Origin of the sequence: Microbacterium sp. ZW CA_36, assembly GCF_044987475.1 — a bacterium.
Taxonomy (GTDB): Bacteria; Actinomycetota; Actinomycetes; order Actinomycetales; family Microbacteriaceae; genus Microbacterium.
The window spans coordinates 12,194-34,557 of record NZ_JBJDRL010000042.1; the positions used below are offsets into that span (position 1 = coordinate 12,194).

The following is a 22,364-nucleotide window of genomic DNA, read 5'->3' on the forward strand; positions in this document are numbered from 1 at the left end:
AGCGCTCGGGCTCCTTGTGGGAGCGCCTCTAGAAGGCGGGGCGGATGACCCCGACATCCTGCCCGCCGCCGGTGACGGCGAGCGGAAGCTTCGACAGCGCGTCGGCGACGTCGGACGACGCGAGCGCGCCGTGGCGCTCCAGCAGTCGAAGTGCCACGGCGGTGGCGGCGCGGCCGCTGCCGTCGAGCATCTTGAGCGCCACCGTGGTGCCGTCGGGAGCGACCATGACCATGACTCCCTCAGCGCCGCCCTTGGCGAAGACGCCGAGTCGTTCGATGACGATCGTGTCAGCTCGGCCGGGACCGTCGATGGTCCACGGGTCGGCCCGCACCGCATCGACCAGCGCGCCGGCGCTGCGGTGCAGCGCGAAGGGCGAGGTCGTCGACGAATTGCCGATGCGATGGATCGCGCGTGCCAGCCCGAAGAGCGTCATGGCGTAGACGGGAGCGCCGCAGCCGTCGACAGCAGTGGCGGCGGTCTTCTCGCCGATCAGCCGCTCGATCGTCTCTCGGATGAGGATCTGCACCGGATGCTCGGGTGCGAGGTAGCCCTCCGTGTCCCAGCCGTTCACGACGCTCGTGAGGAGCATCGTCGCGTGCTTGCCCGAGCAGTTCATGCGGATGCGCGCGGGCTGGCCGAGTTCGCGCACCATCTCGTCGCGAGTCGTGGTGTCGCTCGGCCAGGCGGCCGGACACCCGAGGTCCTCCTCGCCGAGCTGGGCGAGCGCGAGGATGTCGCGGACGACCGCGATGTGGCGGTCGGTGCCGGCATGGCTCGCGGTCGCCAGCCCGAGCCGCTCGCCTTCGAGGGGCGCGCCGGCGGAGAGGCAAGCCAGCGCCTGGAGCGGCTTGAGACTGGAACGGGGGAGGATCAGCGACGACGGATCGCCCAGCTTCTGGGCGATCGTGCCGTCGGCGGCGAGCACGAGGGCGATGCCGGCGTGCCGCGACTCGACGAATCCGCTGCGTTCGACAACGGCGAGTTCGACGGCGTCGGCTGCGGCGAAGGTCTGCGGCACCCAGCCAGCCTACCGCCGGAGCGGGCGTCGCCTCGCATGACAGACTGTGCTCATGTGGGGCGAGCATCGATACTCCGTCCGGACGACATGGACGGGTGACCGCGGCACGGGCACCTCCGGGTACCGGGACTACGACCGGGCCGTGACGCTCGAGATCGACGGCAAGCCCGCGCTGCTGGCGTCGTCGGACAAGCCGTTCCGCGGAGATCCGTCGCGGTGGAATCCCGAGGACCTGCTGCTCTCAGCCCTCAGCGAGTGCCACCTGCTGTCGTACCTCCACGCGTGCGTGCAGGCGGGAGTCGTTGTCGTCGGCTACGAGGACGACGCCTCCGGGCTGATGGTCGAGGACGGGCGAGGCGGCGGTGCCTTCCGCGAGGTCGTGCTCCGGCCGCGCGTGACCGTCGCGGAAGCGTCGATGGCGGATGCCGCGACCGCCGCGCATGCGCAGGCGCGGGAGTGGTGCTTCATCGCGAACTCGGTGAATTTCCCGGTTCACCACGAGCCGACGATCGTCGTCGCCCCTGCCTGATTCCGCCGGCCCCGGCATCCACCTCAGCTCCGTGAGGGGACAGGGCACCGTGGCGGCGTCAGCGGCGCTCGTGGGGGAGGACTTGCTTGATGCGGTCGATCGGGTTCTGCGCGGGCACCTCGTTGTAGGCGTTCGCGAGCTCCTGTCCCGACAGCGCGTGGATCGCGGCCATGATCTCGTCGGTGGCGAGCCGGCGCGCCTTGCCCGATGACGCCGGACCGTGGTGCGCGAGATCAAGGGGCTCGCCGAACTTGACGGTGACACGGTGCGTGAGCGAGGGCATCTTCGCGCCGACGGGCATCACGTCGTCGGTGCCGATGAGACCCACGGGGACGACCGGCGCACCGGTCTGCAGCGCGAGGAACGCGACGCCCGTGCGGCCTTTGTACAGGCGGCCGTCGAGCGAGCGCGTGCCCTCGGGGTAGAGCGCGACAGTGCTTCCCTCCTCGAGCAGCGTGCGCTGCTGATCGAGGGCGTCGAGCGCTGCCTGTCCGGCGCCGCGCTGGACCGGGATGGCGCCGATCGCGGTGAAGAACCAGCGCGATGCCGGGCTGTCGAAGTAGCTCGCCTTGGCGAGGAAGTGAACGGGTCGAGGAGCCGCCACCGGGATCGCGATCGAGTCGATGAACGACAGGTGGTTGCTCGCGAAGATGACCGGCCCGGACTTCGGGACGTTGGCCTTGCCCTCCACGCGCGGGCGATAGATCACACGGGCGAGGGGCCGGATGATCTGGCGTCCCAACGCGTACGTGAAGCCCATGCGCCGAGCGGGCGCGGCCGGCGGGTCGGGAGTTTCGACGGTCTCGTCGGCGGTGTCGTCGGCGCCGGGCACGAGGTCGGAAGTCACCCGTCGAGGGTACTCCCGATTGCATTCCGGTATCGGCATAGCCCTTTCCCAGCGCGAACAGAGCAAAGATGCGAAAAGATGGAGGCTTCCCTTCCACGTCTCGAGGTTGTTCCGTGCGCATTCGCCCGCTCGCCGCCCTGTCCGTCGCCGCGATGTCGGCACTCCTGCTGGCCGGCTGCTCCGGCTCGGCCGAGCCCGACGCCAGCCCCACGCCGTCCTCCAGCGCCGCGTCGGATTGCGGCCTCGATCCGCAGCCTGGTGCCGATTCCGACGCGATCACCGTGTCGGGGGCTGCTCCCGAGCTCACCGCGGAGGTGCCCGCCGATCTCGAGTTCGCCGATCTGCAGCGCACGATCGCCGCGGACGCTGACGGTGACGACCTCGCGATCGGGCAGCTCGTCTCCGGGCAGTACCTCGTCATCGACCCCACCACCGGCGAGGTCCTGCTCGATTCGGCGACGACCACCCCGGACGATTCGGGTCTCATCCCGATCATCGTCGACGGCAGCAGCATCTTCGGCAGCAGCGTGCTCTGCACGCCGCTCGGTTCGGCCACGGCCTTCACCATTCCCGGCTCGATGCTGGGCGAGGGCGCTGCCAATGCCGTCGTCGTCGCGCAGTCGGTGGGCGAGCTGCCGACCGTCGCCACCGGCGCGGATCAGGACCCGGTGGCGGGGATGCCGGAGGTCGAACTCGACGATGACGGGGCGCCCGCCATCACCATTCCCGACCAGGACCCGCCGACCGAGGTGGAGATCGCCGAGCTCAAGCTCGGCGACGGCGCGACCGTCGAGTCGGGCGACACCGTGTTCGTGCAGTACAGCGGTGTGAAGTGGTCGGACGGCTCGGAGTTCGACTCCAGCTGGAGCCGGGGAGCCCCCTCGCAGTTCCAGACGACCGGCGTCGTCCAGGGCTTCCAGCAGGCGCTGGAGGGCCAGACGGTGGGCTCGCAGGTGCTCGTGGTGATCCCGCCCGCGTTCGGCTACGGCGAGGGCGAGATCAACGACGAGGACCTCACGGGCGAGACCCTCGTCTTCGTCGTCGACATCCTGGGCGTGCAGCGCGCCGCTGCCGCCGAGTAGCACGCGGCCGCATCCGGCCCGCCGCTAGGCTGGCCGGATGCGGCGCGTCCTGATCCTCGGCTCGACCGGCTCCATCGGCACGCAGGCGCTCGACGTCGTGCGGGCCAACCCGCGGCGGTTCGAGGTGGTGGGGCTCGCAGCGGGCTCGGATCGCGCCGCCCTCGACGCGCAGGCCGCCGAGTTCGGCGTCGAGAGCACTGCGCTCGGCGCCGTCGAGGCCGAGCAGCTCGTCCGCGACGTCGAGGCCGACGTCGTGCTCAACGGCATCACCGGCTCCGTCGGACTCGGTCCGACACTCGCGGCCCTCGAGACGGGCCGCACGCTGGCGCTCGCGAACAAGGAGTCCCTGATCGTCGGGGGCGATCTGGTCACCGCGCTCGCGCGTCCGGGACAGATCGTGCCCGTGGACTCCGAGCATTCGGCGATCGCGCAGGCGCTCCGCTCGGGAGAGCGGAGCGAGGTCCGTCGGCTCGTGCTGACGGCATCCGGTGGCCCGTTCCGTGGGCGCAGCCGGGAGTCCCTTGAAAGGGTCACACCGGCCGAGGCGCTCGCGCATCCCACGTGGGATATGGGGCGAGTGGTCACCACCAACTCGGCGACGCTCGTCAACAAGGGCCTCGAGGTGATCGAGGCGCATCTGCTCTTCGGCGTGCCCTACGCCGAGATCGACGTCGTCGTGCACCCCCAGTCGATCGTCCACTCGATGGTCGAGTTCGTCGACGGGTCGACCATCGCGCAGGCATCGCCGCCCGACATGCGCCTTCCGATCTCGCTCGGGCTCGACTGGCCTAACCGCATCGCCGGCGTCGGGCGCCCGCTCGACTGGACGACGGCGACGTCCTGGACGTTCGAGCCGCTCGACGATGCAGCGTTCCCCGCGGTGCGGCTCGCCAAGCAGGTCGGCCGCGCAGCAGGCACCTACCCGGCGGTGTTCAACGCCGCGAACGAGCAGGCGGTGGACGCGTTCCACGAGCGCCGTCTGAGCTTCCTCGGGATCATCGACGTCATCGACCGCGTGGTCGATGCGCACGACGCGCCCGACGCGCTGACGCGCGCGGCGCTGGCCGACGCCGAGGACTGGGCGCGCCGCGCCGCCGACAAGGCGATCGCCGCGGCATCCTGATCCCGCTCGCCGTCCCCTCGCGCAGCGCTGAATGGTTTCACTTGCGCTGAACGTACGCTGAAACCGCCTAAGGGCGTACATTCAGCGCAAGTGAACTGACCCCGCAGCGCACGAGGTGCCGCAGCGGGTCGGATGCCGGAGTCTCGTGCTCCGGATACGGCACCGGCCAGTGCGGCTCGGGCACGGGCCAGCCGGCCTCGCGCAGGGCGCGACGGGCGAGCTCGCGCGCCGAGTACGGCGTGCGGACACCGCGGATGTCGCGATAGTCCTGGTGCCCGGGACCGGCCCAGAGGATGGCGTCGCCGTCGCCGACGAGCGCGACGGCCTCGATGATCGCGCGCTCGGGCGGGGAGAACTCGTGGATCTCGGCATCCGGCTGCGCCCGGCGCGCGCCCTCGACGAGGGTGGCCCGGATCGAGTCGGGGTCCTCGTGGCGCGGGTGGTGGTCGGTGATGACGAGGATGTCGCTGCCCTCGACGCCGGTGCGGCCCATGTCGTGCCGCTTCGTGGCGTCGCGGTCGCCGTCGGCGCCGAACAGCATGACGACCTTGCCCGGTGTCACCCTGCGGACCGCGGACAGCGTCTTCTCGAAGGCGTCGGGAGAGTGACCGAAGTCCACGTAGACGGCCGGTCCCGTCTCGCCCGAGACGAGTTCGGTGCGCCCGGGGAGGTAGGCGTCGATGCGGCCGCCGTCGAGCGCGTCGACCAGGCGCTCCCACGTGTAGCCGCCCTCGAGGATCATGACGATCGCGAGGCCGGCGTTGGCCGCCATGTGCCGCCCGATCACGGGGACGAGGGTCGTCAGCGAGCGCCCGTCCCGGGCGGTGAGGCGGAACTCGGTGCCGACCTGCCGCTCGTCGAGGATGTCGACGACCCAGTCCGCGGCGGCTGCGGCATCCGCGTCCGAGGCGAGCGCGGGCGTGCCGACCGTGACGGTCGGCACCTCGCTGCGCGCCACGACCTCGGCGCCGGGCTCGGAGTCGATGCAGACGACGGCGCGGCGCGCGCGGTCGGGACGGAACAGCGGCAGCTTCGCCTCGAAGTACTCGCGCATGTCGGCGTAGTCGTCGAGGTGGTCGTGCGTGAGGTTGGTGAAGCCGGCGACGTCGAACACGATGCCGTCGACGCGGCGGCGGCTGAGCGCCTGCGCGCTCACCTCGACGGCGACGGCTTCGACGCCCCGTTCGCGCATCAGGGCAAGGAGCGCGTGCATCTCGTACGCCTCGGGCGTCGTCAGCCGCGACACGACCACCTGTCCGGCGATGTGCCGCTCGGCGGTGGATGACAGCCCCGTCGTCACGCCCAGCTGGCCGAGGATGCCCTCGAGCAGGTGCGACACGCTGGTCTTGCCGTTGGTGCCCGTGGTTCCGAAGAGCGTCGGGAGGTCGTCGTCGCGACCGGTGCTGTACACCCACGCCGACAGCTCGCCGAGGATCGCGCGCGGGTTCTCGACCAGCACGACGGGCAGCCCGCTCGCGGCGGCGACGTCGGCCCCGGCGGCATCCGTCACCACGGCGACGGCGCCCTTCTCGGCTGCCGTCGCGGCGAATTCGGCGCCGTGGCGGTTGACGCCCTGCACCGCGACGAACACGTCGCCGGGCCGCAGATCGGCGGTCGCGAGGGTGATGCCCGTGAGCGTGGCGCCGGCGACGTCGCCGCGGACGTCGACGGCGAAGCGCGCCGCGAGGTCCGCGAGGGAGTGGGTCGGCGGCGCGTCGGGGCGGAGTACCGGGGGCAGGTTCGAAGGCGCGTCGGTCGGCATGGCGCATCCATCTTCGCATGGCGCCCGTGCCCCCGCCCGCGAGCCTGTGCAAGGCTGCCGGCCGGCCCTGCAGCGGGCTCGCCACCGTGGCCGGATGCGCCCGGCACCCCGGTCGCCGAGCGGGATGTTCGCGCTCGGCGACCGGGGCACGGAGAGCGGCTCAGGCCCTGCGGCGTCCGCGCACGAGCACGACCGCGAGTGCGGCGATCCCCGCGACGAGTCCGCCCGCGGCGAGCCACCGTGCGACCGGGTCGGCGGACGTGCCGGATGCCGCCTCCTCGGTGTCGGCGGCGGCCTCGGCGCTCTCGTGGGTCGCGTGGTCCGCACCCTCGGCACCGGTCGCATGCCCGGCAGCGGCGTCGTCCGCGGCGTCGCTCACCTCGACGAGCGGCGCGGGCGCGTCGAGGTCATGCGGATCCTCGCCGTCCTCGGCGATCTGCGTCCACGCCGTCTCTCCCTCCGCGCACGTCTGGGTGACGGGGAAGGCGAGAGTGGTGTCCGCGGTCGCCTCGGTGAAGAGCGCATCCATCGAGACGGTCGCCTTGAGCCCGTCCTCGACGGGGGTGTCGGGGGTGTAGACGACGCGCGTCGGCACGCCGTCGGCGCCGAGCTCGCGCGTGATGGTCCAGCCGCCCTGCACGACGGGTGTCGCGTTGCCGACGCCCTCGGGGATGTCGACGGCGAGGGCGGTCGTGGGCGAGCCGTCACAGCCGTGCGAGAACGAGAAGGTGAGGGTCTCGGTCCCGCCGGCTGAGGCGGTCTCAGGTGTCACGTGCACGTGGGCGGACGCGGCGAGCGGCGCGGCGAGGACGAGGGCCAGACCGGCGGTGGCGCCGATCACGAGGCGGCGGGTGGGGGACATGTTCGTGAGCGTGTTCATGGTGTGTGCTTTCGTCTGTCGTCGGGGGTGATCGGCGCGAACGGCCGACCGGCGGTACGCGGCGGGAGCGCGTACGCGAGAGGACCCGGCGCACGCATCGGGCGCGGCCGGCGACGGGCGCGGCGCTCGGTGCGCCGCTCAGACGAAGGCGGGCGGTCCGCGCCGGGAGGTGTCCGAGAGGACGACGCGCAGCGCGGCGCCGGACGGACGTGTCTGCGGCGTGACGAGCCGGGGCATCGGCGCACGCGGGGCGATGCCGCGGACGCGCGTGAACACCGAGCGGATGCCGCGGCCCAGGGCGCGCAGCATCCGCTCTGCGCTCTGCAGCGCGGCGACGGTCGCGAACGCGGCGAGCACATGGGCGGCGAGCATGGGGGCGTCGGGGAGCACGACGGTGCTGAGAGTGCCGCCCAGGTGCGTGACGTGGTGCCCGTGCAGTGCCGCAGGGTCGGCGTCGGCGGTCAGAGCGAACGCCACGTGGAACAGGGACTGGCTCGCAAGGACGGTGGCGCCCATCCGCCACGCGGAGAGGCGGCGCCCGATGAGGCCCACCGCGAAGGGCGACGAGAGGATGCCGACGGCGACGACCAGGGCGGGGGAGGGAGCCCCGCCGCCGGCGAGCGTGTGAGCCGTGGCGGCGACGACGGTCGCGACCCATGCCGCGGCGGTGCCGCGCAGCGCGCGCACGTGGCGTGGGGTCACGGCTCCTCCTCACGTCGAGCCTACGGGAGGGGCGAGGCATCGCCCGAACGCACCGTCACACCCAACTCAAAGCATCACGCGGGTACCGTGAGCGTGTGGAGATCCTCGCGTTCGTCATCGGTGTCGTGCTCATGGTCGTGGGCCTCGCCGTCTCGATCGCGCTGCACGAGCTCGGCCACCTGTGGCCAGCCAAGAAGTTCGGCGTGCGCGTCGGCCAGTACATGATCGGGTTCGGCCCGACGCTGTGGTCCCGGCGCATGCGCGGGACCGAGTACGGCGTCAAGGCGTTCCCGGTCGGCGGCTACATCTCGATGGCCGGCATGTATCCGCCGTCGCCCGGCGAGCGGGCGCGCGCTGCCGAGGCATCCGCAGCCACCCAGGCCTCGGGCTCCGGATCACGATCCGGGCGTGCCGGCGGCGGGTTCTTCGCCACGATGGTCCAGGACGCGCGCGACGCCAACGACGAGACGCTGCACGGCGACGACGACGTGCACGTGTTCTACCGGCTGCCCATCTGGAAGCGCATCGTCGTGATGCTGGGCGGCCCGGTCATGAACCTCCTGTTCGCCATGGTGCTGTTCGCGATCCTCCTGACCGGCATCGGCCTGCAGACCGCCACGACGACGGTCGCCCGCCTGTCCGAGTGCGTCCCGACCACGAGCTCGACCGAGTGCGCCGTGTCCGCGCCTGCGGCCCCCGCCGAGGCGGCGGGCATCCAAGCCGGCGACACGATCGTCTCGATCGACGGGCAGCCGGTCGCCGACTTCGACGAGGCGACTGCCATCATCCGCTCTTCGCCCGGCGAACAGCTGACGTTCGTGGTCGAGCGCGACGGCTCCGAGCAGAGCATCCAGGTCACGCCGGCGACGATCGAGACCGAGGTGACCGCCGCCGACGGCACGACGACGACCGAGGAGGTCGGCTTCGTCGGCATCGGCCCGTCGGTCGAGTACGTCACACAGCCGATCTGGGCCGGACCGCAGATGGCCGTGCAGAACGTCGGCGCCGTCGCCGGCATCATCTGGCAGCTGCCGGCGAAGGTGTGGGACACGGCCGTCGACCTCGTCACCGGGCAGGAGCGCGATCCGAACGGCCCGCTCAGCATCGTCGGCGCCGGGCGCCTGTCCGGCGAGGTGGCCGCGGCCGACTCTCCGATCCTCAACCGGGTCGCCGGCTTCCTCTCGCTGCTCGCCTCGCTCAACATCGCGCTCTTCGTCTTCAACCTCATCCCGCTGCTGCCGCTGGACGGCGGACACGTCGCGGTGGCTCTGTGGGAGGGACTCAAGCGCGCCTGGGCGAAGCTGTTCCGCCGCCCGCCGCCGAAGCCGGTGGATGCGACCAGGCTCGTGCCCGTGACGTTCGTGGTCGTGATCGCCCTCATCGTGATGGGGGCTGTGCTGATCCTCGCCGACCTCTTCAACCCGGTGACGCTCTTCTGAGCCGCCGGCGGTCGCCGGACCACCGAGGATCCGTTCGCCGAGCCTGTCGAAAACGGCCTTGCCCGTTCGCTGTAGGGGTGCAACGGTTCCACTGACGGAAGGACGACGACCGTGAAGTACGTGATCATGTTCACCTCGACACCCGAGCTCGACGACGCGGTGCCGGAGGAGCGCCGCCAGGAGGTCTACGGGCGGATCTACGAGTGGTTCGGCACGAACGCCGACAAGATCGACGACTCGGGGGCGGAGCTGCATCCGGTCAGCACCGCGACGACGGTGCGGGCGGGCGACGACGGGCCCGTCGTCGCCGACGGCCCCTTCTCGGAGGCGAAGGAGGTCGTCGGAGGATTCAGCGTGATCGACGTCCCCGACCTCGACGCGGCGATCGCGCTCGTGAAGACCTGGCCCTCGCTCGAATTCCCCGGAGTCGCCGTCGAGATCCGGCCGATGGTCGTCGACTACAGCCAGTTCGAGTAATGCCCGAGCCGGATGCCGCGGCCGGGCCGGGCGCGGACGACCCGCGCCCGTCGTACGTCCGCGCCGCGGCATCCGATCGCCTCCTCGCCGCGGTCGTGCGTGAGGAGTCGTCACGCATCACCGCGGCGCTCACCGTGTCGTTCGGCAGCTTCGACGTGGCGGAAGAGGCCGTCGCGGAGGCGGTCGTGGAGGCGCTGCGCGAGTGGCGGGCGCGGGGGATGCCGCCGAAGCCCGGAGCCTGGCTGATGCAGGCGGCGCGGCACAACGCACTCGACCGGGTGCGCCGGGAACGCGTGCTGCGAGACAAGGTCGCGCTGCTCGCACCCGCTCCCGTGGTCGGAGGGCCACCGGCCGACGAGCGCCTGCCGCTGCTGTTCGGCTGCTGCCACCCGGCGCTCGCGCCCGATGCGCAGCTCGCGCTCACTCTCCGCGCGGTGTGCGGACTCACGACGGCGCAGATCGCCCGCGCCACGTTCACGGCCGAATCGACCACGGGGCAGCGCATCTCGCGCGCCAAGCGCAAGATCGCCGAGAGCGGCATCCCGCTGAGGGTCCCCGAAGGGGCGGATGCCGCCGCGCGGCTCGACCTCGTGCTGACCGTGGTCTCGGTGATGTACAGCGAGGCCCACTTCGTGGCGGGGTCGGATGCCGCGGCCGACCGTGACCTCGCCGACGACGCGCTCTGGCTCGCCCGAGTGGTCGCCGAGGCGCTGCCGCGCGCCGCGGAGGCGCAGGGACTCCTCGCGCTCCTGCAGTTCCACCGGGCCCGCGAGTCCGCGCGATCGGTGGGCGGCGAGCTGGTGCTGCTGGCCGACCAGGACAGGTCGCGGTGGGACGCCGCTCTTCTCGGCGAGGCCCGCGCGTCGCTGGAGGGCGCGGCCCGGCTGCGGCACCCGGGACGCTGGCAGCTGCACGCGGCGATCGCGGCGTGCCACGCGGATGCCGCGGACGAGGCGTCCACCGATTGGCTGCAGGTCCTGACGCTCTACGACATGCTGCTCGCGTACGACCGGTCGCCGGTGGTGCGACTGAACCGCGCCGTCGCGCTGGCGCGCGTGGCAGGCGCCGGCGTCGCGCTCGCCGAGGTCGACGGGCTCGCGGATCCGCTGGCCCGTTCGCACCTGTGGCACGCCGTCCGGGCGTCACTGCTGCGCGAGCTCGGCCGCGACGACGACGCGCTCGCCGCTGACCTGCGCGCACTCGAGCTCACCGCGAACGAGGCCGAGCGACGCCTGCTGGCTGCCCGCGCGGACGCATCCTCGGCTCGCTGAAGGCGGACTATCCGGCAGATCGGGCCTCGACCGGCATCAGGGCCTGCTCCACCAGCCGCTGCAGCGTGGTCATGCCGTCCCGCGACAGGATGGACTCCAGGTGCCCCTGCACCGATGCGAAGCCCTGCCCGCGCAGCGCGTAGACGTCGCCCGAGGCGTCCGCTGCGATCTCGGCCTCGCCGGCGCGCGTCGTGCCGGCGGGTACGCGGGCGGTGAACGTGTTGTAGAAGCCGATGGATGCCGGCATCCCGAACACGTCGACCGACTTCTGCAGCCCCTGGTGCGGTGCGTCCAGCGGTGCCAGGTCGATGCCGAACGTGTCGGCGAGGATCTGGTGGCTGAGGCACACGGCGAGGATCGGCCGGCCGCTCTCGCGCCGCCGCCCGACCACCTCGCGCATGCGCCGGATGCGGGGGCTGGACACATCACGCGGATCGCCCGGCCCGGGGCCTGACACGAGCAGCTCGGCGTCGTCGATCTGGGCGTCGGTCACCTCGTCCCACGGCGCGATCCGCACGTCGAGCCCGAGATGGCGCAGCTGATGGGCGAGCATCGTGGTGAAGCGGTCCTCGGCGTCGACGACGAGCGCCGACCGGCCGGCGAACGGCGCAGGCCCGTCCGAGCCCTGCGGGTTGAGCCAGAACTCCGCCAGGCGTCCGTTGCGGGAGGCCAGCAGCTCGGCGATCGCCGGGTCGTCCGCGAGACGGCGCGGCGCGGGAGCGGGGGCGTCCTCGTCGATGACGTCGGCGTCGGGCACGGCGACGACGGCGGCCTCGGCCGCAGCGTCACGGGGCACGGCGCCGATGGCGCCGAGCACGCCGGCGGCCTTGCCGTGCGTCTCGCCGACCTCGCCGTAGGGGTCGGAGTGGCGCACCAGCGTCGCCCCGACGGGAACGCGCAACCGGCCGTCCTGCAGATATGCGGTGCGGATGAGGATGGGAGCGTCGAGGTCATGGGTCGCCTCGCCGGCCGCGAGCGTCAGGCGGGGGGTGAACAGGGCGGCCACGCCCGAGTAGTAGCCCCGCGGGGTGCTCTCGTGCCGGGTGATGACCGTGCACGCGTTCTGCATCGGCGAGCCGGTCACGGTCGGCGCGAACATGGTCTCGCGGAGGATGTCGCGGGGATCCAGCCGGCTGCGCCCGCGCAGCACGTACTCGGTGTGCGTGAGTCGCGACATCTCCTTGAGATGCGGACCGGTGATGCGGCCGCCGTCGGAGCAGACGGCGCTCATCATCTTGAGCTCCTCGTCGACGACCATGAACAGCTCCTCGGTCTCCTTGGTGGAGCGGAGGAACTCGGTGAGCGTCTCGGCGGTCGCGCCGCCGGCCGGGTGACGGAACGTGCCCGAGATCGGGTTCATCGTCACGACGCCGTCGCGTGCGCTGACGTGCGCCTCGGGGCTCGCGCCGACGGCGACATGGCCGGGTGTGACGACCGCGAACGTCCAGTACGCGCCGCGCTCGTGCTCGAGCAGGGCGCGGAACCACGTGAGGGCGGCGGTGGCGGCATCCGCGGACACACCGGCGGTGAAGTCGCGGCGGATGACGAAGTTGGCGCCTTCGCCGCGCCCGATCTCGTCGGCGATCACCCGCCGCACGATGTCGGCGTAGTCCTCGTCGGCGATGTCGAAGCCGGCGCCCTCCAGCGCGACGGGCTCGGTCGGCAGCAGCGCCATGGTCTCGTCGCGCGGGAGCGAGGCTCGGTCGCGCACGACGAGGCAGCGCAGCGGGGCTCCGTCGTCGTGGCACTCGAATCCGCGCTCGCGCACCTGCCGGAACGGCACGAGCGCCAGCACCTCCCGCGGCGAGCCCGAGGCGTCCGTCAGCGGGATGTCGGCCAGCAGCTCGACGTCGACGACATCGCCGGTCAGCACCTCGACGGTGCTGTCGTCGCGCGCGATGAGCGCGAAGGGGATGCCGCTGGCAGCGAGGTCGCGAGGGGACATGGGGGCAGGCCCGGTCATGGTGTGTCGTCTTTCGTCGTGGGGCGGTGTCCCGTACGAAAAAGAAGACCGCCCGTGGGCGGTCTGTGGTCGCGCGAACACACCGCCTATGCGGTGAGCCACCAGGAGAGGTGCGCGGACATGCGCCGAACCTACCACACGCGCGATTCGGTCACCGCGACGGATCCCGGCCCACTGTCCCCGGATTCGGCACCATACTGGGGCCGACCCGTTTGCCCGCATCCCCGCGCCGCGGAGGTACGCCATGACCCACCTCACGATCACCGACCGATCAGCCGAACCGGAGCAGCCGGATCGGCGGCCCCGACGGCGTCCCTCGATCGCCGACCGCATCCGCAACATGGGGGAGCAGCGCACGGGCGCGCTCCTGCTGGTGCTCGCGACGCTCGTCGCGATCGTCTGGGCGAACGTCTCCGCGACGTCGTATCACGACTTCTGGGAGACGCAGCTGACGATCAGCTTCGGCGACATCCATCTCGCGTTCACGCTGCACGCGCTCGTCAACGACGCGCTCATGGCGATCTTCTTCTTCACAGTCGGCCTCGAGGTGCGGCGCGAGTTCGCGATCGGCGAGCTCACGAGCTGGTCCCGCGCCATGATCCCCGTGGTCGCCGCGGTGGCGGGACTGCTGGTGCCGGCCGGGCTCTACCTCGCGATCGCGAGGGGGTCGGGATTCGAGCACGCGTGGGGGGTCGTGATCTCGACCGACACCGCGTTCCTCGTCGGCGCACTCGCGCTGATCGGGCCGCGCGCCTCTGGCAGGCTCCGGGTGTTCCTGCTCGCCCTCGCGGTGGTGGACGACATCGGCGCGCTGAGCATCATCGCCCTCTTCTACACCGACAGCTTCACACCGCTGCCGCTTCTCGTCGCTGCCGTCGGCCTGGCCGGGATCTTCTTCACCCGCTACGTCCCGCGTGGCCGCGGCCCGATCTACGCCACACTGTCGATCATCGTGTGGCTCGCCTTCCTCGCGTCGGGGGTGCACCCGACGCTCGCGGGTGTGGCGATCGCGCTGCTGATCCCCGTCTACCGGCCGAATCGGCGCGACGTCGAGCAGGCGCTCGAGCTCGCGCGGATGTTCCGCCAGTCGCCGAACAGCGAGTACGCGCGGCAGGCCGCCAACAGCCTCCGGGAGTCGATCTCGATCAACGAGCGCCTGCAGTCGGCGTACGCGCCGTACGTCGCCTACGTCATCCTGCCGCTGTTCGCCCTCGCCAATGCCGGCGTCGAGATCTCGGGGCCGATCCTCGCGGCCGCCGTGCAGTCCCCGGTCACGTGGGCCATCGTCGTCGGTCTCGTCGTGGGCAAGTTCGTCGGCGTCTTCGGCGCCGCGGCCATCATGAAGGTCTTCAAGCTCGGCGATTTCGGACTGGGCCTGACGCTCGACCGCATCGCGGGCGGCGCGATGCTGTGCGGCATCGGGTTCACGATCTCGCTGTTCATCATCGACCTCGCGATCGAGGACCCCGACGTGCAGAACGAGGCGCGCGTCGGCGTGCTGGCGGCGTCCGTCCTCGCCTTCGTGCTGGCAGCGATCGTGTTCCGCATCTCGGACGCACGGCGGCCCGACGACGACGGGGGACGCGCCCTGGTGCGGCCGGTCGACCCCCAGCGCGACCACATCTACGGTGACGTGAACGCGCCGCTCACGATCGTGGAGTACGGCGACTTCCAGTGCCCCTTCTGCCTCAAGGCGTCGGGCTCGATCGAGGAGGTCCGCAAGGAGCTCGGCGACCGCCTGCGCTACGTGTGGCGACACGCGCCGCTGGAGCGTCAGCACCCGAACGCGCTGGCGGCGGCCGAGGCCGCGGAGGCCGCGAACCTGCAGGGGAAGCTGCCGGAGTTCTCGCGGAGCCTGTTCGCCGATCAGGACCACCAGCTCCCGTCCGACATCATCCGCCGCGCACGCGACCTCGGCCTCGACGTCGATCGTTTCGAGGACGACCTGAGCTCGCCGAAGGTCACCGCGCGCGTGCGCGACGACATGCTGGATGCCGAGGCGATGGACATCACGTCGGTGCCGACGTTCTTCATCAACGGCGTCCGTCACGTGGGCCCTTACGACGCGCAGACCCTGATCCGCGCGCTCACCGGCTCGGAGCCGGAGGCGCCCGCTGCACCGTCGCCGGCGGCGAGCGAGTGAGCCCGGCGGGGGACGAGCGATCCCGTCCCGCCCCGCGCTCTCACGGTCCGGTCGCGGCCACTCAGCCGATGCCCTGCACCGACGCGTAGGCTGGAGCACGTGCCAGCCGTCAATCTCGGGATGCCCAAGGTCCCCGAAACGCTCGCCCCCCGTCGCAAGACCCGCCAGATCAAGGTGGGCAAGGTGCTGGTCGGCGGCGATGCGCCGGTGAGCGTGCAGTCGATGACCACGACGCCGACCACCAACATCAACGCCACGCTGCAGCAGATCGCCGAGCTCACCGCCTCGGGCTGCGAGATCGTGCGCGTCGCCGTGCCGTCGCAGGACGACGCCGACGTGCTGCACATCATCGCGGCGAAGAGCCAGATCCCGGTGATCGCCGACATCCACTTCCAGCCCAAGTACGTGTTCCAGGCCATCGATGCCGGCTGCGGCGCAGTGCGCGTGAACCCGGGCAACATCCGCAAGTTCGACGACCAGGTCGGCGCGATCGCCGCCGCCGCGAAGGCGGCCGGAGTATCGCTCCGGATCGGCGTCAACGCCGGCTCGCTCGACCGGCGCCTGCTCGAGAAATACGGCAAGGCGACTCCCGAGGCTCTCGTCGAGAGCGCTGTCTGGGAAGCGTCGCTCTTCGAGGAGCACGACTTCCACGACTTCAAGATCTCGGTCAAGCACAACGACCCGATCGTGATGGTCAAGGCCTACCGGCTCCTCGCCGAGCGCGGCGACTGGCCCCTCCACCTCGGTGTGACCGAGGCCGGACCCGCGTTCCAGGGCACGATCAAGTCGGCGACCGCCTTCGGCATCCTGCTCGCGGAGGGCATCGGCGACACGATCCGCGTGTCGCTGTCGGCCCCGCCCGCCGAGGAGGTCAAGGTCGGCCACCAGATCCTGCAGTCGCTGAACCTGCGCGAGCGCAAGCTCGAGATCGTGTCGTGCCCGTCCTGCGGCCGTGCCCAGGTCGACGTCTACACGCTCGCCGACAACGTCACCGAGGGCCTCAAGGACATGACGGTGCCGCTGCGCGTCGCGGTCATGGGCTGCGTCGTCAACGGACCCGGGGAGGCGCGCGAGGCCGACCTCGGCGTCGCCTCGGGCAACGGCAAGGGACAGATCTTCGTGAAGGGGCAGGTCATCAAGACCGTGCCCGAGGCCGACATCGTCGCCACCCTCATCGAGGAGGCCAACCGTCTCGCCGCCGAGATGGGCCCGGACGCCGCAGTCGGCACGGCGCAGGTCGTCACGTCCTGATGGGCTTCGGCCGGCTGTCGGCCGTGCAGCGGGATCAGGTCGACGAGTGGCTGCCGGGAGCCGAGGCCGTCGCCGACCTCAGCTGGAACCAGGTGGAGACGGTCGTGCTGCGGGTGCGGCACGCCGGCCGCGAGCTGATCGTCAAGGCGTCCGGCGACGGCGATCACCATCTCGGTCGCGAGCTCGATGCGCACGAGGGCGGCTTCGTCGCGGTCTGGCAGCGGAGGGGCCACGCGGCGCGCCTGGTGCACTCCGACCGTGCGGCGCGGGTGCTGGTGCTCGAGTGGGTGCCGGGTGAGCTCGCGTACCGGACGCCCGCGGGCGTGGACCCCGAGGTGCACCGCGGCGCGGGTGAGCTGCTGCGGCGGTTCCACGACCAGGCTTCCCGCCCGTCGGACGGAGCGGATGCCGCGGCCACGCGTCGCGCTCTGCTCTGGCTAGACACGTCCGACGCCATCACGCCGGAGGTGCAGGCACGGCTGCGACACGCGCTCGACGCTCTGCCGCCGATCGACGCGGACCTCGTTGCCACGCATGGCGACTGGCAGCCTCGCAACTGGCTGGTGGACGCCGGCGTGGTCCGGGTGATCGACTTCGGCAGGTTCGCGTTCCGCCCCGCCGCGACCGACTTCGTTCGGCTCGCGGCGCAGGAGTGGCGTGAGAACCCGGCGTGCGAGACCGCCTTCTTCGAGGGCTACGGTCATGATCCGCGGCTCGGATCCGGCACGTCCGAGCGAGCCTTCGGTCCGTCGCACTGGCTCCTGCTGCGGCTGCGCGAAGCCATCGGCACCGCCTGCTGGGCGCATCAGGTGGGGGACGAGGAGTTCGAGGCGCAGGGCCACCGCATGATCGCCGACGCGCTCGCCGAGTTCGGGCGCTGACGGCCGCGCTCGCTCCGAGAGGCGTGGCATGATCCGAAGATGGCTCTCGACCGGATCGCCCTCATCTCCGACGTCCACGGGAATCTGACCGCTCTCGAAGCGGTGCTCGACGACATCGCCGGCCGCGGCATCCGCCGGATCATCAACCTGGGCGACAACGTCGGCAAAGGCCCGCGGGGCGGCGCCGCCACCGAGCGCGTGCGCGACGTGTGCGAGGTGAACATCCGCGGCAACTGGGACGACTTCATCGGCACCGTCGGTGACGACCAGCCCGAGGAGATGCGGTGGTGGCGTGACGAGCTCTCCCCGGAGCAGCGGCGCTGGCTGGGCGGGCTGGCGCTCAGCCACGACCTCGTGATGAGCGGGCGGCGGATCCGGCTGTTCCACGCGTCCGCCGAGAGTCCGCACGTGCGGGTGCGGTTCCGTCACACCGACGAGGAGTTCGACGGCATGTTCCGCGCCACGCAGATGACCGGGGACGGCCCCGAGCCGACCGTCGTGGGCTACGGCGACATCCACGACACGTATCTCGAGTCCCGCGACGGTCGCACCCTCTTCAACGCCGGCAGCGTCGGCAACCCGCTCGACGAGCCGACGCCGAGCTATGTGATCCTCGAGGGTGTGCTCGACGCGTCCGAACGGGCGCCGTTCGAGGTGCGCTTCGTGCGGGTGCCGTACGACGTCGACGCCGAGGTCGCGGCGGCGCAGGCCGTCGGCATGCCTCAGCGCGACGTCTGGGAGGTCGAGCTCCGCACCGCCGTGTACCGCGGACGGCAGGGCGCGTGAGCGCCGCCGCAGGCCACGCGCCGACCGAGCCCGCCGCGCCGCTCTCGCGGCCGATCGTCGCCGGGATCGTGACCGCGCTCGTCGGAGTCACGAGCTCGTTCGCCGTCGTGCTGACAGGTCTCGACGCCGTCGGGGCGACGCGCGCGCAGGCGGCGAGCGGCCTGCTGGTGCTGTGCCTGACGATGGGCGCCTCGGCGATCCTGCTCGCCTGGCGGTACCGGATGCCGATCACGGTGGCGTGGTCGACGCCGGGAGCCGCCGTGCTCGCCGCCACGGGCTCCGTCGAGGGCGGCTGGCCCGCGGCCGTCGGGGCATTCCTCGTGACGGCGGGCCTCATCCTGCTGACGGCGCTCTGGCCGCAGCTAGGACGGCTGATCGCCCGGATCCCGCCGTCGATCGCCCAGGCGATGCTCGCGGGTGTGCTGCTGCCGCTGTGTCTCGCGCCGGTCACCGGAGTCGTGGAGAACCCGTGGGGCGTCATCCCCGTCCTCCTCACCTGGCTGGTGTTCGTGCGCGTGGCGCCGCGCTGGGCAGTGCCGCTGGCGTTCGTCGCGGCATCCGTCGTCATCGGCGTGCATGTCGCGGTCACCGGCGCGACGATCGACCCCGCCCTGCTGGTGCCGCGGCTCGAGTTCACGGCGCCCGTCTTCACCGTCGGAGCCATCGTGGGTCTGGCGCTGCCGCTCTTCCTCGTGACGATGGCCTCGCAGAACGTCCCGGGCGTCGCCATCATGCGCAGCTTCGGCTACGAGGTGCCCTGGCGGCCGGCGATGCTCGTCACCGGCCTGGGCACCGCCCTCGGAGCGACCGCGGGCGGGCACGCGATCAACCTGGCGGCGATCAGCGCGGCGCTCGCCGCGGGGCCGGAGGCCGACCCCGATGCGAAGCGGCGCTGGGTCGCCGGGGTGTCGACGGGAGCCGGTGGCATCGTTCTCGGTGGCCTGTCGGCGGGGCTCGTCGCCCTCGTGGTGGTCTCTCCGGATGCCGTCATCCCGGCGGTCGCCGGCATCGCGCTGTTCGGCGCGTTCGGTTCGGCCGTGCAGCAGGCGATCGATGACCCGGGGGAGCGGCTGCCTGCCGTGGTGACGTTCCTGGTCGCGGCGTCGGGTGTGGCGATCGCGGGCGTCAGCGCGGCGTTCTGGGCGCTGGTCGCGGGACTCATCGTGCGCGAGGTGCTCCACGCGGGACGCCGCTCGCGCTGACGGGCAGACAGCCGGCGTCAGTGGAGCGTGCCGCCGGGCATGCGCGCGTCGGCGGTCACGTCGAGGCTGGTGCGGACGGCGATCTCCAGCGCCCGGGCGATGTCGGCGAGCGGAAGAGCTGCGGAATCGGATGACGGGGCGTGCTCTGCCGACCAGGGAACGTGGACGAATCCCGCTCGGGTTCCGGATGCCGCCGCCTCGAGCGCCGTGAAGAAGACGTGGTTGCAGACGAACGTGCCCGCCGAGTACGACACCTCCGCGGGGATGCCGGCCGCGGCGATCCGCCGTGCGATCTCCTTCACCGGCAGCGTGGCGAAGTGCGCCGCCGCGGCCCCTGGCACGCTCGGCACGTCGACCGGCTGCTGGCCGACATTGTCGGGGATGCGGGCGTCCACGAGGTTCACGGCGACGCGCTCGACCCCGATCGCGGCGCGTCCACCCGCCAGGCCGGCCGCGATCACCACGTCCGGCCGGTGGTCGGCGAGCAGCTCTCGCAGGCGGCCTGCGGCGCCGGTGAACGTCACCGGCAGTACGGCCGAGACGAGCACCTCGGGTCCCTCCCAGCGGGAGGCGACACGGTGGACGGCCTCGCCCGACGGGTTGGCGGCGTCGCCTCCGAAGGGCTCGAACCCGGTCAGGAGCACGGTCGTCGTCACGACACCAGGCTAGGCGGTCGGCTCCAGAACGATGGATCCCGTCGCGATGGAGGCGCTCCTGAGACGCAGCCGCACCGTTGATCCCGGGGCGGCGTCGAGCCCGGCCACCTTGGCGGTCACCGGTGGATCCGTCAGCTGCACACGTGCGCCGTCGTTGCGTCGGCCGAGCACCACGGCCTCGAAGGCCTGCCCTTCACGTCGCGACAGCAGTGCCGCCTCGACCCGGTCGAGGGCGGCGGCGTCCAGCCGGTTCGCCACTCCATCGCTGCGTGCCATGAGCGGGGGAAGCGTCGGTAGGCTCTCTCGCGCCCACGACGGCACCTCGCGCTGATTCGCCAGCGCTTCGCACACCACGAGCGACCACCGGTCGACCAGCCGGCGCAGGGGAGCGGTGGCGTGGGCGTAGGGCGCACCGATCGCCGCCTGCAGCGGATCGGCGGGCGCGCTGCCGTCGAAGGCCACGTAGCCGGCGCCCCGGAACAACCCGGCCGCGGCGTCCAGGATCGCGAGCGCGGCCGGGCGATCGCGATCCAGCGAGCGGAGGTAGTCGCCGTACGAGACGCCGGCTGTCCAGGGGATGCCGAGTGCCACGGTCTGCGCCCGGAACGCAGCGACGTCGTCCGGATCGGCGGCCGGCATGGTGCGGAGGATGCCGACTCCTCCGCGCAGCATGAGGTCGGCCGCGGCCATGCCCGTCAGCAGCGACAGCTGTGCGTTCCAGTCCTCGACCGGGAGCGGCGCGTCCCGTTCGAGGCGGTAGCCGGAATCGTCGGCGACGATGCGGGTCTCGGGCACGTTGAGGCTCACGCCGCCGCGCTCCGCCTCGCGTTCCCGGCGCAGCGGCCCGAACCAGGCCAGCGCCTGCAGGGCATCCGGCGCGGTGCCCGCGTCGATCGCGGCCTGGGCATCGATGTAGGTCCACTGGGTGCGCGAGCGGATCACCGTGCGGCGCAGGGTGGTCTCGACCGGCCGTGCGCCGTCGTCGAGCACGAATCGCCACACGAACGCGCGCCGCTCGCGCCCGGGCAGCAGCGAGGCGGCGTCCTCGCTGAGGGCGACCGGATGCAGCGGAATCCGGCCGTCGGCCGCGTAGAGCGTCTGCCCCCGCAGGCGCGCCTCGCCGTCGACGGCGCCGCCCGGCGTCACGAACGCCGGCAGGTCGGCGATGGCGTAGTGGACCACCGCACCGGTGGGCGTGCGCTCGAGGTGGAGCGCCTGATCGAGATCCGTCGAGCCCGCCGGGTCGATCGTGAGGAACTCGATGTCGCGCAGGTCGTCGAGCTGCGCCGCTGCCGGATCGGCAGGGACGCTGCGCACCGCCTGCTGTGCCTCGGCCTCCACCGCCGCCGGGAAGCCATCCGGAAGGTCGAGCTCGGTCCGCAGCTGCGAGAGCGACTCGGTCAGGTCGTCGTGGGCCCGCGCGGGGACCACTCGGGGGCGACGTGCGGGCACCCGCTCAGTGTAGGCAGACGCCGGTCCGAGCGCGCGGCGCGCGGAATGACGTCACGCCCCTTCGGAGCGCGGCACGGTGGGATATGAACCATCTGCGGGAACGCGGACACTACAGGGTATGGACGATGATGACGCCTCCCTCTGGGAGCGGGTCCTGACCGGCGACGAGGCCGCGCTGGCAATGCTGTTCGACCGCCACGAGGCACGTCTCTTCCGGCATGCCCGCCGTCTGCTGACCGCGCGAGAGGATGCGAAGGATGCGGTGACCATCGGATTCTTCGAGCTCTGGCGCAAGCGCGAGTCGGTCCGCCTCGTGGACGGTTCGCCACTCCCGTGGCTGCTCAACACCGTCTCGAACTGCGCCCGCAATCTTGAGCGCTCCGGCCGCCGCTACCGAACGCTCCTCGCTCGGACGCCTGTCGCATCGAACCCGGGAGCACCGAAAGGCCCGGACGAGACCGGCGTGCTTGCCGCCCTGAAGAGGCTTCCCGCCCGCGAGCAGAGCGTCGTGGTGCTGACCGTCCTCGAGGGCTATCCCGACCGGGCGGCGGCCGAGACGCTCGGCATCCCCGTGGGCACCGTGAAGTCGCGGCTCGCCCGAGCCAAGGCCAAGCTGCGCGAAGAGATGGCTTCGATCGAGGGAGCATGGGCATGAACGACGACCTCACCCCGTACGAGCAGTCCGAGATGCGTGACCTCGTGCTCGCCGGCGCACAGCGCATCCGCCCGGCGGGGAGACACCGCATGCAGCTGGTGGCCGGTGCGGTGGCACTCGTCCTCATCGGAGTGGTGAGCGGCGGTGCCATCACGACCGCCGCGCTGCTCGGGTCCGACGCCCGGCCGGCGCCCGCGCCGACGACGAGCGAGACCCGGCCGGCGCCGTCTCCGTCGCCGACCCCC

Annotated in this window: 20 protein-coding genes and 1 pseudogene; 13 read left to right on the forward strand and 8 right to left on the reverse strand. The window is 72.0% G+C overall.

Annotation, left to right across the window (positions count from 1 at the left end; translation table 11 throughout):
* Positions 1-28 precede the first annotated feature (28 nt).
* Complete coding sequence (locus ACI3KX_RS15720) at positions 29-1,018, reverse strand: asparaginase (RefSeq protein WP_363357769.1); 990 nt, start codon at positions 1,016-1,018, stop codon at positions 29-31.
* A gap of 52 nt (positions 1,019-1,070) precedes the next feature.
* Here ACI3KX_RS15720 and ACI3KX_RS15725 point away from each other — a divergent pair, with 52 nt between their 5' ends.
* Positions 1,071-1,547, forward strand: a complete 477-nt coding sequence (locus tag ACI3KX_RS15725; RefSeq protein WP_363357768.1) for an OsmC family protein — start codon at positions 1,071-1,073, stop codon at positions 1,545-1,547.
* Positions 1,548-1,605: 58 nt separating this feature from the next.
* Here the strand turns inward: ACI3KX_RS15725 and ACI3KX_RS15730 are convergent, their stop codons facing one another.
* On the reverse strand, positions 1,606-2,433 hold the full coding sequence (locus ACI3KX_RS15730; RefSeq protein ID WP_404910311.1) for a lysophospholipid acyltransferase family protein: 828 nt from the start codon (positions 2,431-2,433) through the stop codon (positions 1,606-1,608).
* A 74-nt stretch (positions 2,434-2,507) separates the two neighbouring features.
* Here ACI3KX_RS15730 and ACI3KX_RS15735 point away from each other — a divergent pair, with 74 nt between their 5' ends.
* Together ACI3KX_RS15735 and dxr are read left to right on the forward strand one after the other, a co-directional pair.
* The gene (locus tag ACI3KX_RS15735; RefSeq protein ID WP_363357767.1) at positions 2,508-3,476 is read left to right on the forward strand and encodes an FKBP-type peptidyl-prolyl cis-trans isomerase; all 969 of its coding nucleotides are present in this window, start codon (positions 2,508-2,510) and stop codon (positions 3,474-3,476) included.
* Positions 3,477-3,513: 37 nt separating this feature from the next.
* Positions 3,514-4,599: a 1-deoxy-D-xylulose-5-phosphate reductoisomerase gene (gene dxr, locus ACI3KX_RS15740; RefSeq protein WP_404910312.1), complete on the forward strand. Its 1,086-nt coding sequence runs from the start codon at positions 3,514-3,516 to the stop codon at positions 4,597-4,599.
* Between the two features lie 67 nt (positions 4,600-4,666).
* On the opposite strand, the gene ACI3KX_RS15745 is transcribed toward dxr, so the two are convergent.
* The 3 genes from ACI3KX_RS15745 to ACI3KX_RS15755 form a co-directional block, all read right to left on the reverse strand.
* Positions 4,667-6,361, reverse strand: a complete 1,695-nt coding sequence (locus tag ACI3KX_RS15745; RefSeq protein WP_404910313.1) for a Mur ligase family protein — start codon at positions 6,359-6,361, stop codon at positions 4,667-4,669.
* A 160-nt stretch (positions 6,362-6,521) separates the two neighbouring features.
* A complete protein-coding gene (locus ACI3KX_RS15750; RefSeq protein ID WP_404910314.1) occupies positions 6,522-7,241 on the reverse strand; it encodes a YcnI family protein in 720 nt (239 codons plus the stop codon).
* Positions 7,242-7,379: 138 nt separating this feature from the next.
* A complete protein-coding gene (locus ACI3KX_RS15755) occupies positions 7,380-7,943 on the reverse strand; it encodes a hypothetical protein (RefSeq protein ID WP_363357763.1) in 564 nt (187 codons plus the stop codon).
* Between the two features lie 95 nt (positions 7,944-8,038).
* On the opposite strand from ACI3KX_RS15755, the gene ACI3KX_RS15760 reads away from it, so the two are divergent.
* From ACI3KX_RS15760 to ACI3KX_RS15770, 3 genes are all read left to right on the forward strand, one after another.
* A complete protein-coding gene (locus tag ACI3KX_RS15760) occupies positions 8,039-9,382 on the forward strand; it encodes a M50 family metallopeptidase (RefSeq protein WP_404910315.1) in 1,344 nt (447 codons plus the stop codon).
* Between the two features lie 111 nt (positions 9,383-9,493).
* Entirely contained in the window at positions 9,494-9,859 is a 366-nt protein-coding gene (locus ACI3KX_RS15765; protein WP_349426964.1) for a YciI family protein, read from the forward strand.
* Entirely contained in the window at positions 9,859-11,130 is a 1,272-nt protein-coding gene (locus tag ACI3KX_RS15770) for an RNA polymerase sigma factor (RefSeq protein ID WP_404910316.1), read from the forward strand. Before ACI3KX_RS15765 ends, ACI3KX_RS15770 begins: the two co-directional genes overlap by 1 nt.
* 7 nt (positions 11,131-11,137) lie before the next feature.
* On the opposite strand, the gene ACI3KX_RS15775 is transcribed toward ACI3KX_RS15770, so the two are convergent.
* Entirely contained in the window at positions 11,138-13,093 is a 1,956-nt protein-coding gene (locus ACI3KX_RS15775) for an anthranilate synthase family protein (RefSeq protein ID WP_404910317.1), read from the reverse strand.
* A gap of 244 nt (positions 13,094-13,337) precedes the next feature.
* Between ACI3KX_RS15775 and nhaA the strand changes: the two genes are divergently transcribed.
* The 5 genes from nhaA to ACI3KX_RS15800 all read left to right on the forward strand — a co-directional run bounded on the left by nhaA (position 13,338) and on the right by ACI3KX_RS15800 (position 19,356).
* Complete coding sequence (nhaA, locus tag ACI3KX_RS15780) at positions 13,338-15,236, forward strand: Na+/H+ antiporter NhaA (RefSeq protein ID WP_404910318.1); 1,899 nt, start codon at positions 13,338-13,340, stop codon at positions 15,234-15,236.
* Positions 15,237-15,335: 99 nt separating this feature from the next.
* Positions 15,336-16,487 (forward strand): flavodoxin-dependent (E)-4-hydroxy-3-methylbut-2-enyl-diphosphate synthase, encoded by a 1,152-nt coding sequence (gene ispG, locus ACI3KX_RS15785; protein WP_204260065.1) that lies wholly within the window; start codon positions 15,336-15,338, stop codon positions 16,485-16,487.
* Complete coding sequence (locus tag ACI3KX_RS15790; RefSeq protein ID WP_404910319.1) at positions 16,487-17,368, forward strand: phosphotransferase; 882 nt, start codon at positions 16,487-16,489, stop codon at positions 17,366-17,368. The genes ispG and ACI3KX_RS15790 overlap by 1 nt, the downstream gene beginning before the upstream one ends.
* Positions 17,369-17,407: 39 nt before the next feature.
* A complete protein-coding gene (locus ACI3KX_RS15795) occupies positions 17,408-18,154 on the forward strand; it encodes a metallophosphoesterase family protein (protein WP_404910320.1) in 747 nt (248 codons plus the stop codon).
* A complete protein-coding gene (locus ACI3KX_RS15800; RefSeq protein WP_404910321.1) occupies positions 18,151-19,356 on the forward strand; it encodes a benzoate/H(+) symporter BenE family transporter in 1,206 nt (401 codons plus the stop codon). The genes ACI3KX_RS15795 and ACI3KX_RS15800 overlap by 4 nt, the downstream gene beginning before the upstream one ends.
* A 17-nt stretch (positions 19,357-19,373) precedes the next feature.
* Here the strand turns inward: ACI3KX_RS15800 and pcp are convergent, their stop codons facing one another.
* Positions 19,374-20,012, reverse strand: coding sequence for a pyroglutamyl-peptidase I (gene pcp / locus ACI3KX_RS15805; protein WP_404910322.1), 639 nt, complete (start codon positions 20,010-20,012; stop codon positions 19,374-19,376).
* 9 nt (positions 20,013-20,021) lie between these two features.
* Positions 20,022-21,464, reverse strand: coding sequence for an RNB domain-containing ribonuclease (locus tag ACI3KX_RS15810; protein WP_404910323.1), 1,443 nt, complete (start codon positions 21,462-21,464; stop codon positions 20,022-20,024).
* Between the two features lie 118 nt (positions 21,465-21,582).
* On the opposite strand from ACI3KX_RS15810, the gene ACI3KX_RS15815 reads away from it, so the two are divergent.
* Together ACI3KX_RS15815 and ACI3KX_RS15820 are read left to right on the forward strand one after the other, a co-directional pair.
* On the forward strand, positions 21,583-22,119 hold the full coding sequence (locus ACI3KX_RS15815; protein WP_363357753.1) for a sigma-70 family RNA polymerase sigma factor: 537 nt from the start codon (positions 21,583-21,585) through the stop codon (positions 22,117-22,119).
* Positions 22,116-22,364 (forward strand): annotated as a pseudogene (locus ACI3KX_RS15820) (hypothetical protein); the annotation flags it as partial. The gene ACI3KX_RS15815 and the pseudogene ACI3KX_RS15820, both read left to right, overlap by 4 nt.

Coding starts and splice junctions, on each gene's coding strand:
- ACI3KX_RS15725 (WP_363357768.1), top strand. CDS start 1,071: ATGTGGGGCGAGCATCGATACTCCGTCCGGACGACATGGACGGGTGAC.
- ACI3KX_RS15730 (WP_404910311.1), bottom strand. CDS start 2,433: ATGCCGATACCGGAATGCAATCGGGAGTACCCTCGACGGGTGACTTCC.
- dxr (WP_404910312.1), top strand. CDS start 3,514: ATGCGGCGCGTCCTGATCCTCGGCTCGACCGGCTCCATCGGCACGCAG.
- ACI3KX_RS15745 (WP_404910313.1), bottom strand. CDS start 6,361: ATGCCGACCGACGCGCCTTCGAACCTGCCCCCGGTACTCCGCCCCGAC.
- ACI3KX_RS15750 (WP_404910314.1), bottom strand. CDS start 7,241: ATGAACACGCTCACGAACATGTCCCCCACCCGCCGCCTCGTGATCGGC.
- ACI3KX_RS15770 (WP_404910316.1), top strand. CDS start 9,859: ATGCCCGAGCCGGATGCCGCGGCCGGGCCGGGCGCGGACGACCCGCGC.
- ACI3KX_RS15775 (WP_404910317.1), bottom strand. CDS start 13,093: ATGACCGGGCCTGCCCCCATGTCCCCTCGCGACCTCGCTGCCAGCGGC.
- nhaA (WP_404910318.1), top strand. CDS start 13,338: ATGACCCACCTCACGATCACCGACCGATCAGCCGAACCGGAGCAGCCG.
- ACI3KX_RS15790 (WP_404910319.1), top strand. CDS start 16,487: ATGGGCTTCGGCCGGCTGTCGGCCGTGCAGCGGGATCAGGTCGACGAG.
- ACI3KX_RS15795 (WP_404910320.1), top strand. CDS start 17,408: ATGGCTCTCGACCGGATCGCCCTCATCTCCGACGTCCACGGGAATCTG.
- ACI3KX_RS15815 (WP_363357753.1), top strand. CDS start 21,583: ATGGACGATGATGACGCCTCCCTCTGGGAGCGGGTCCTGACCGGCGAC.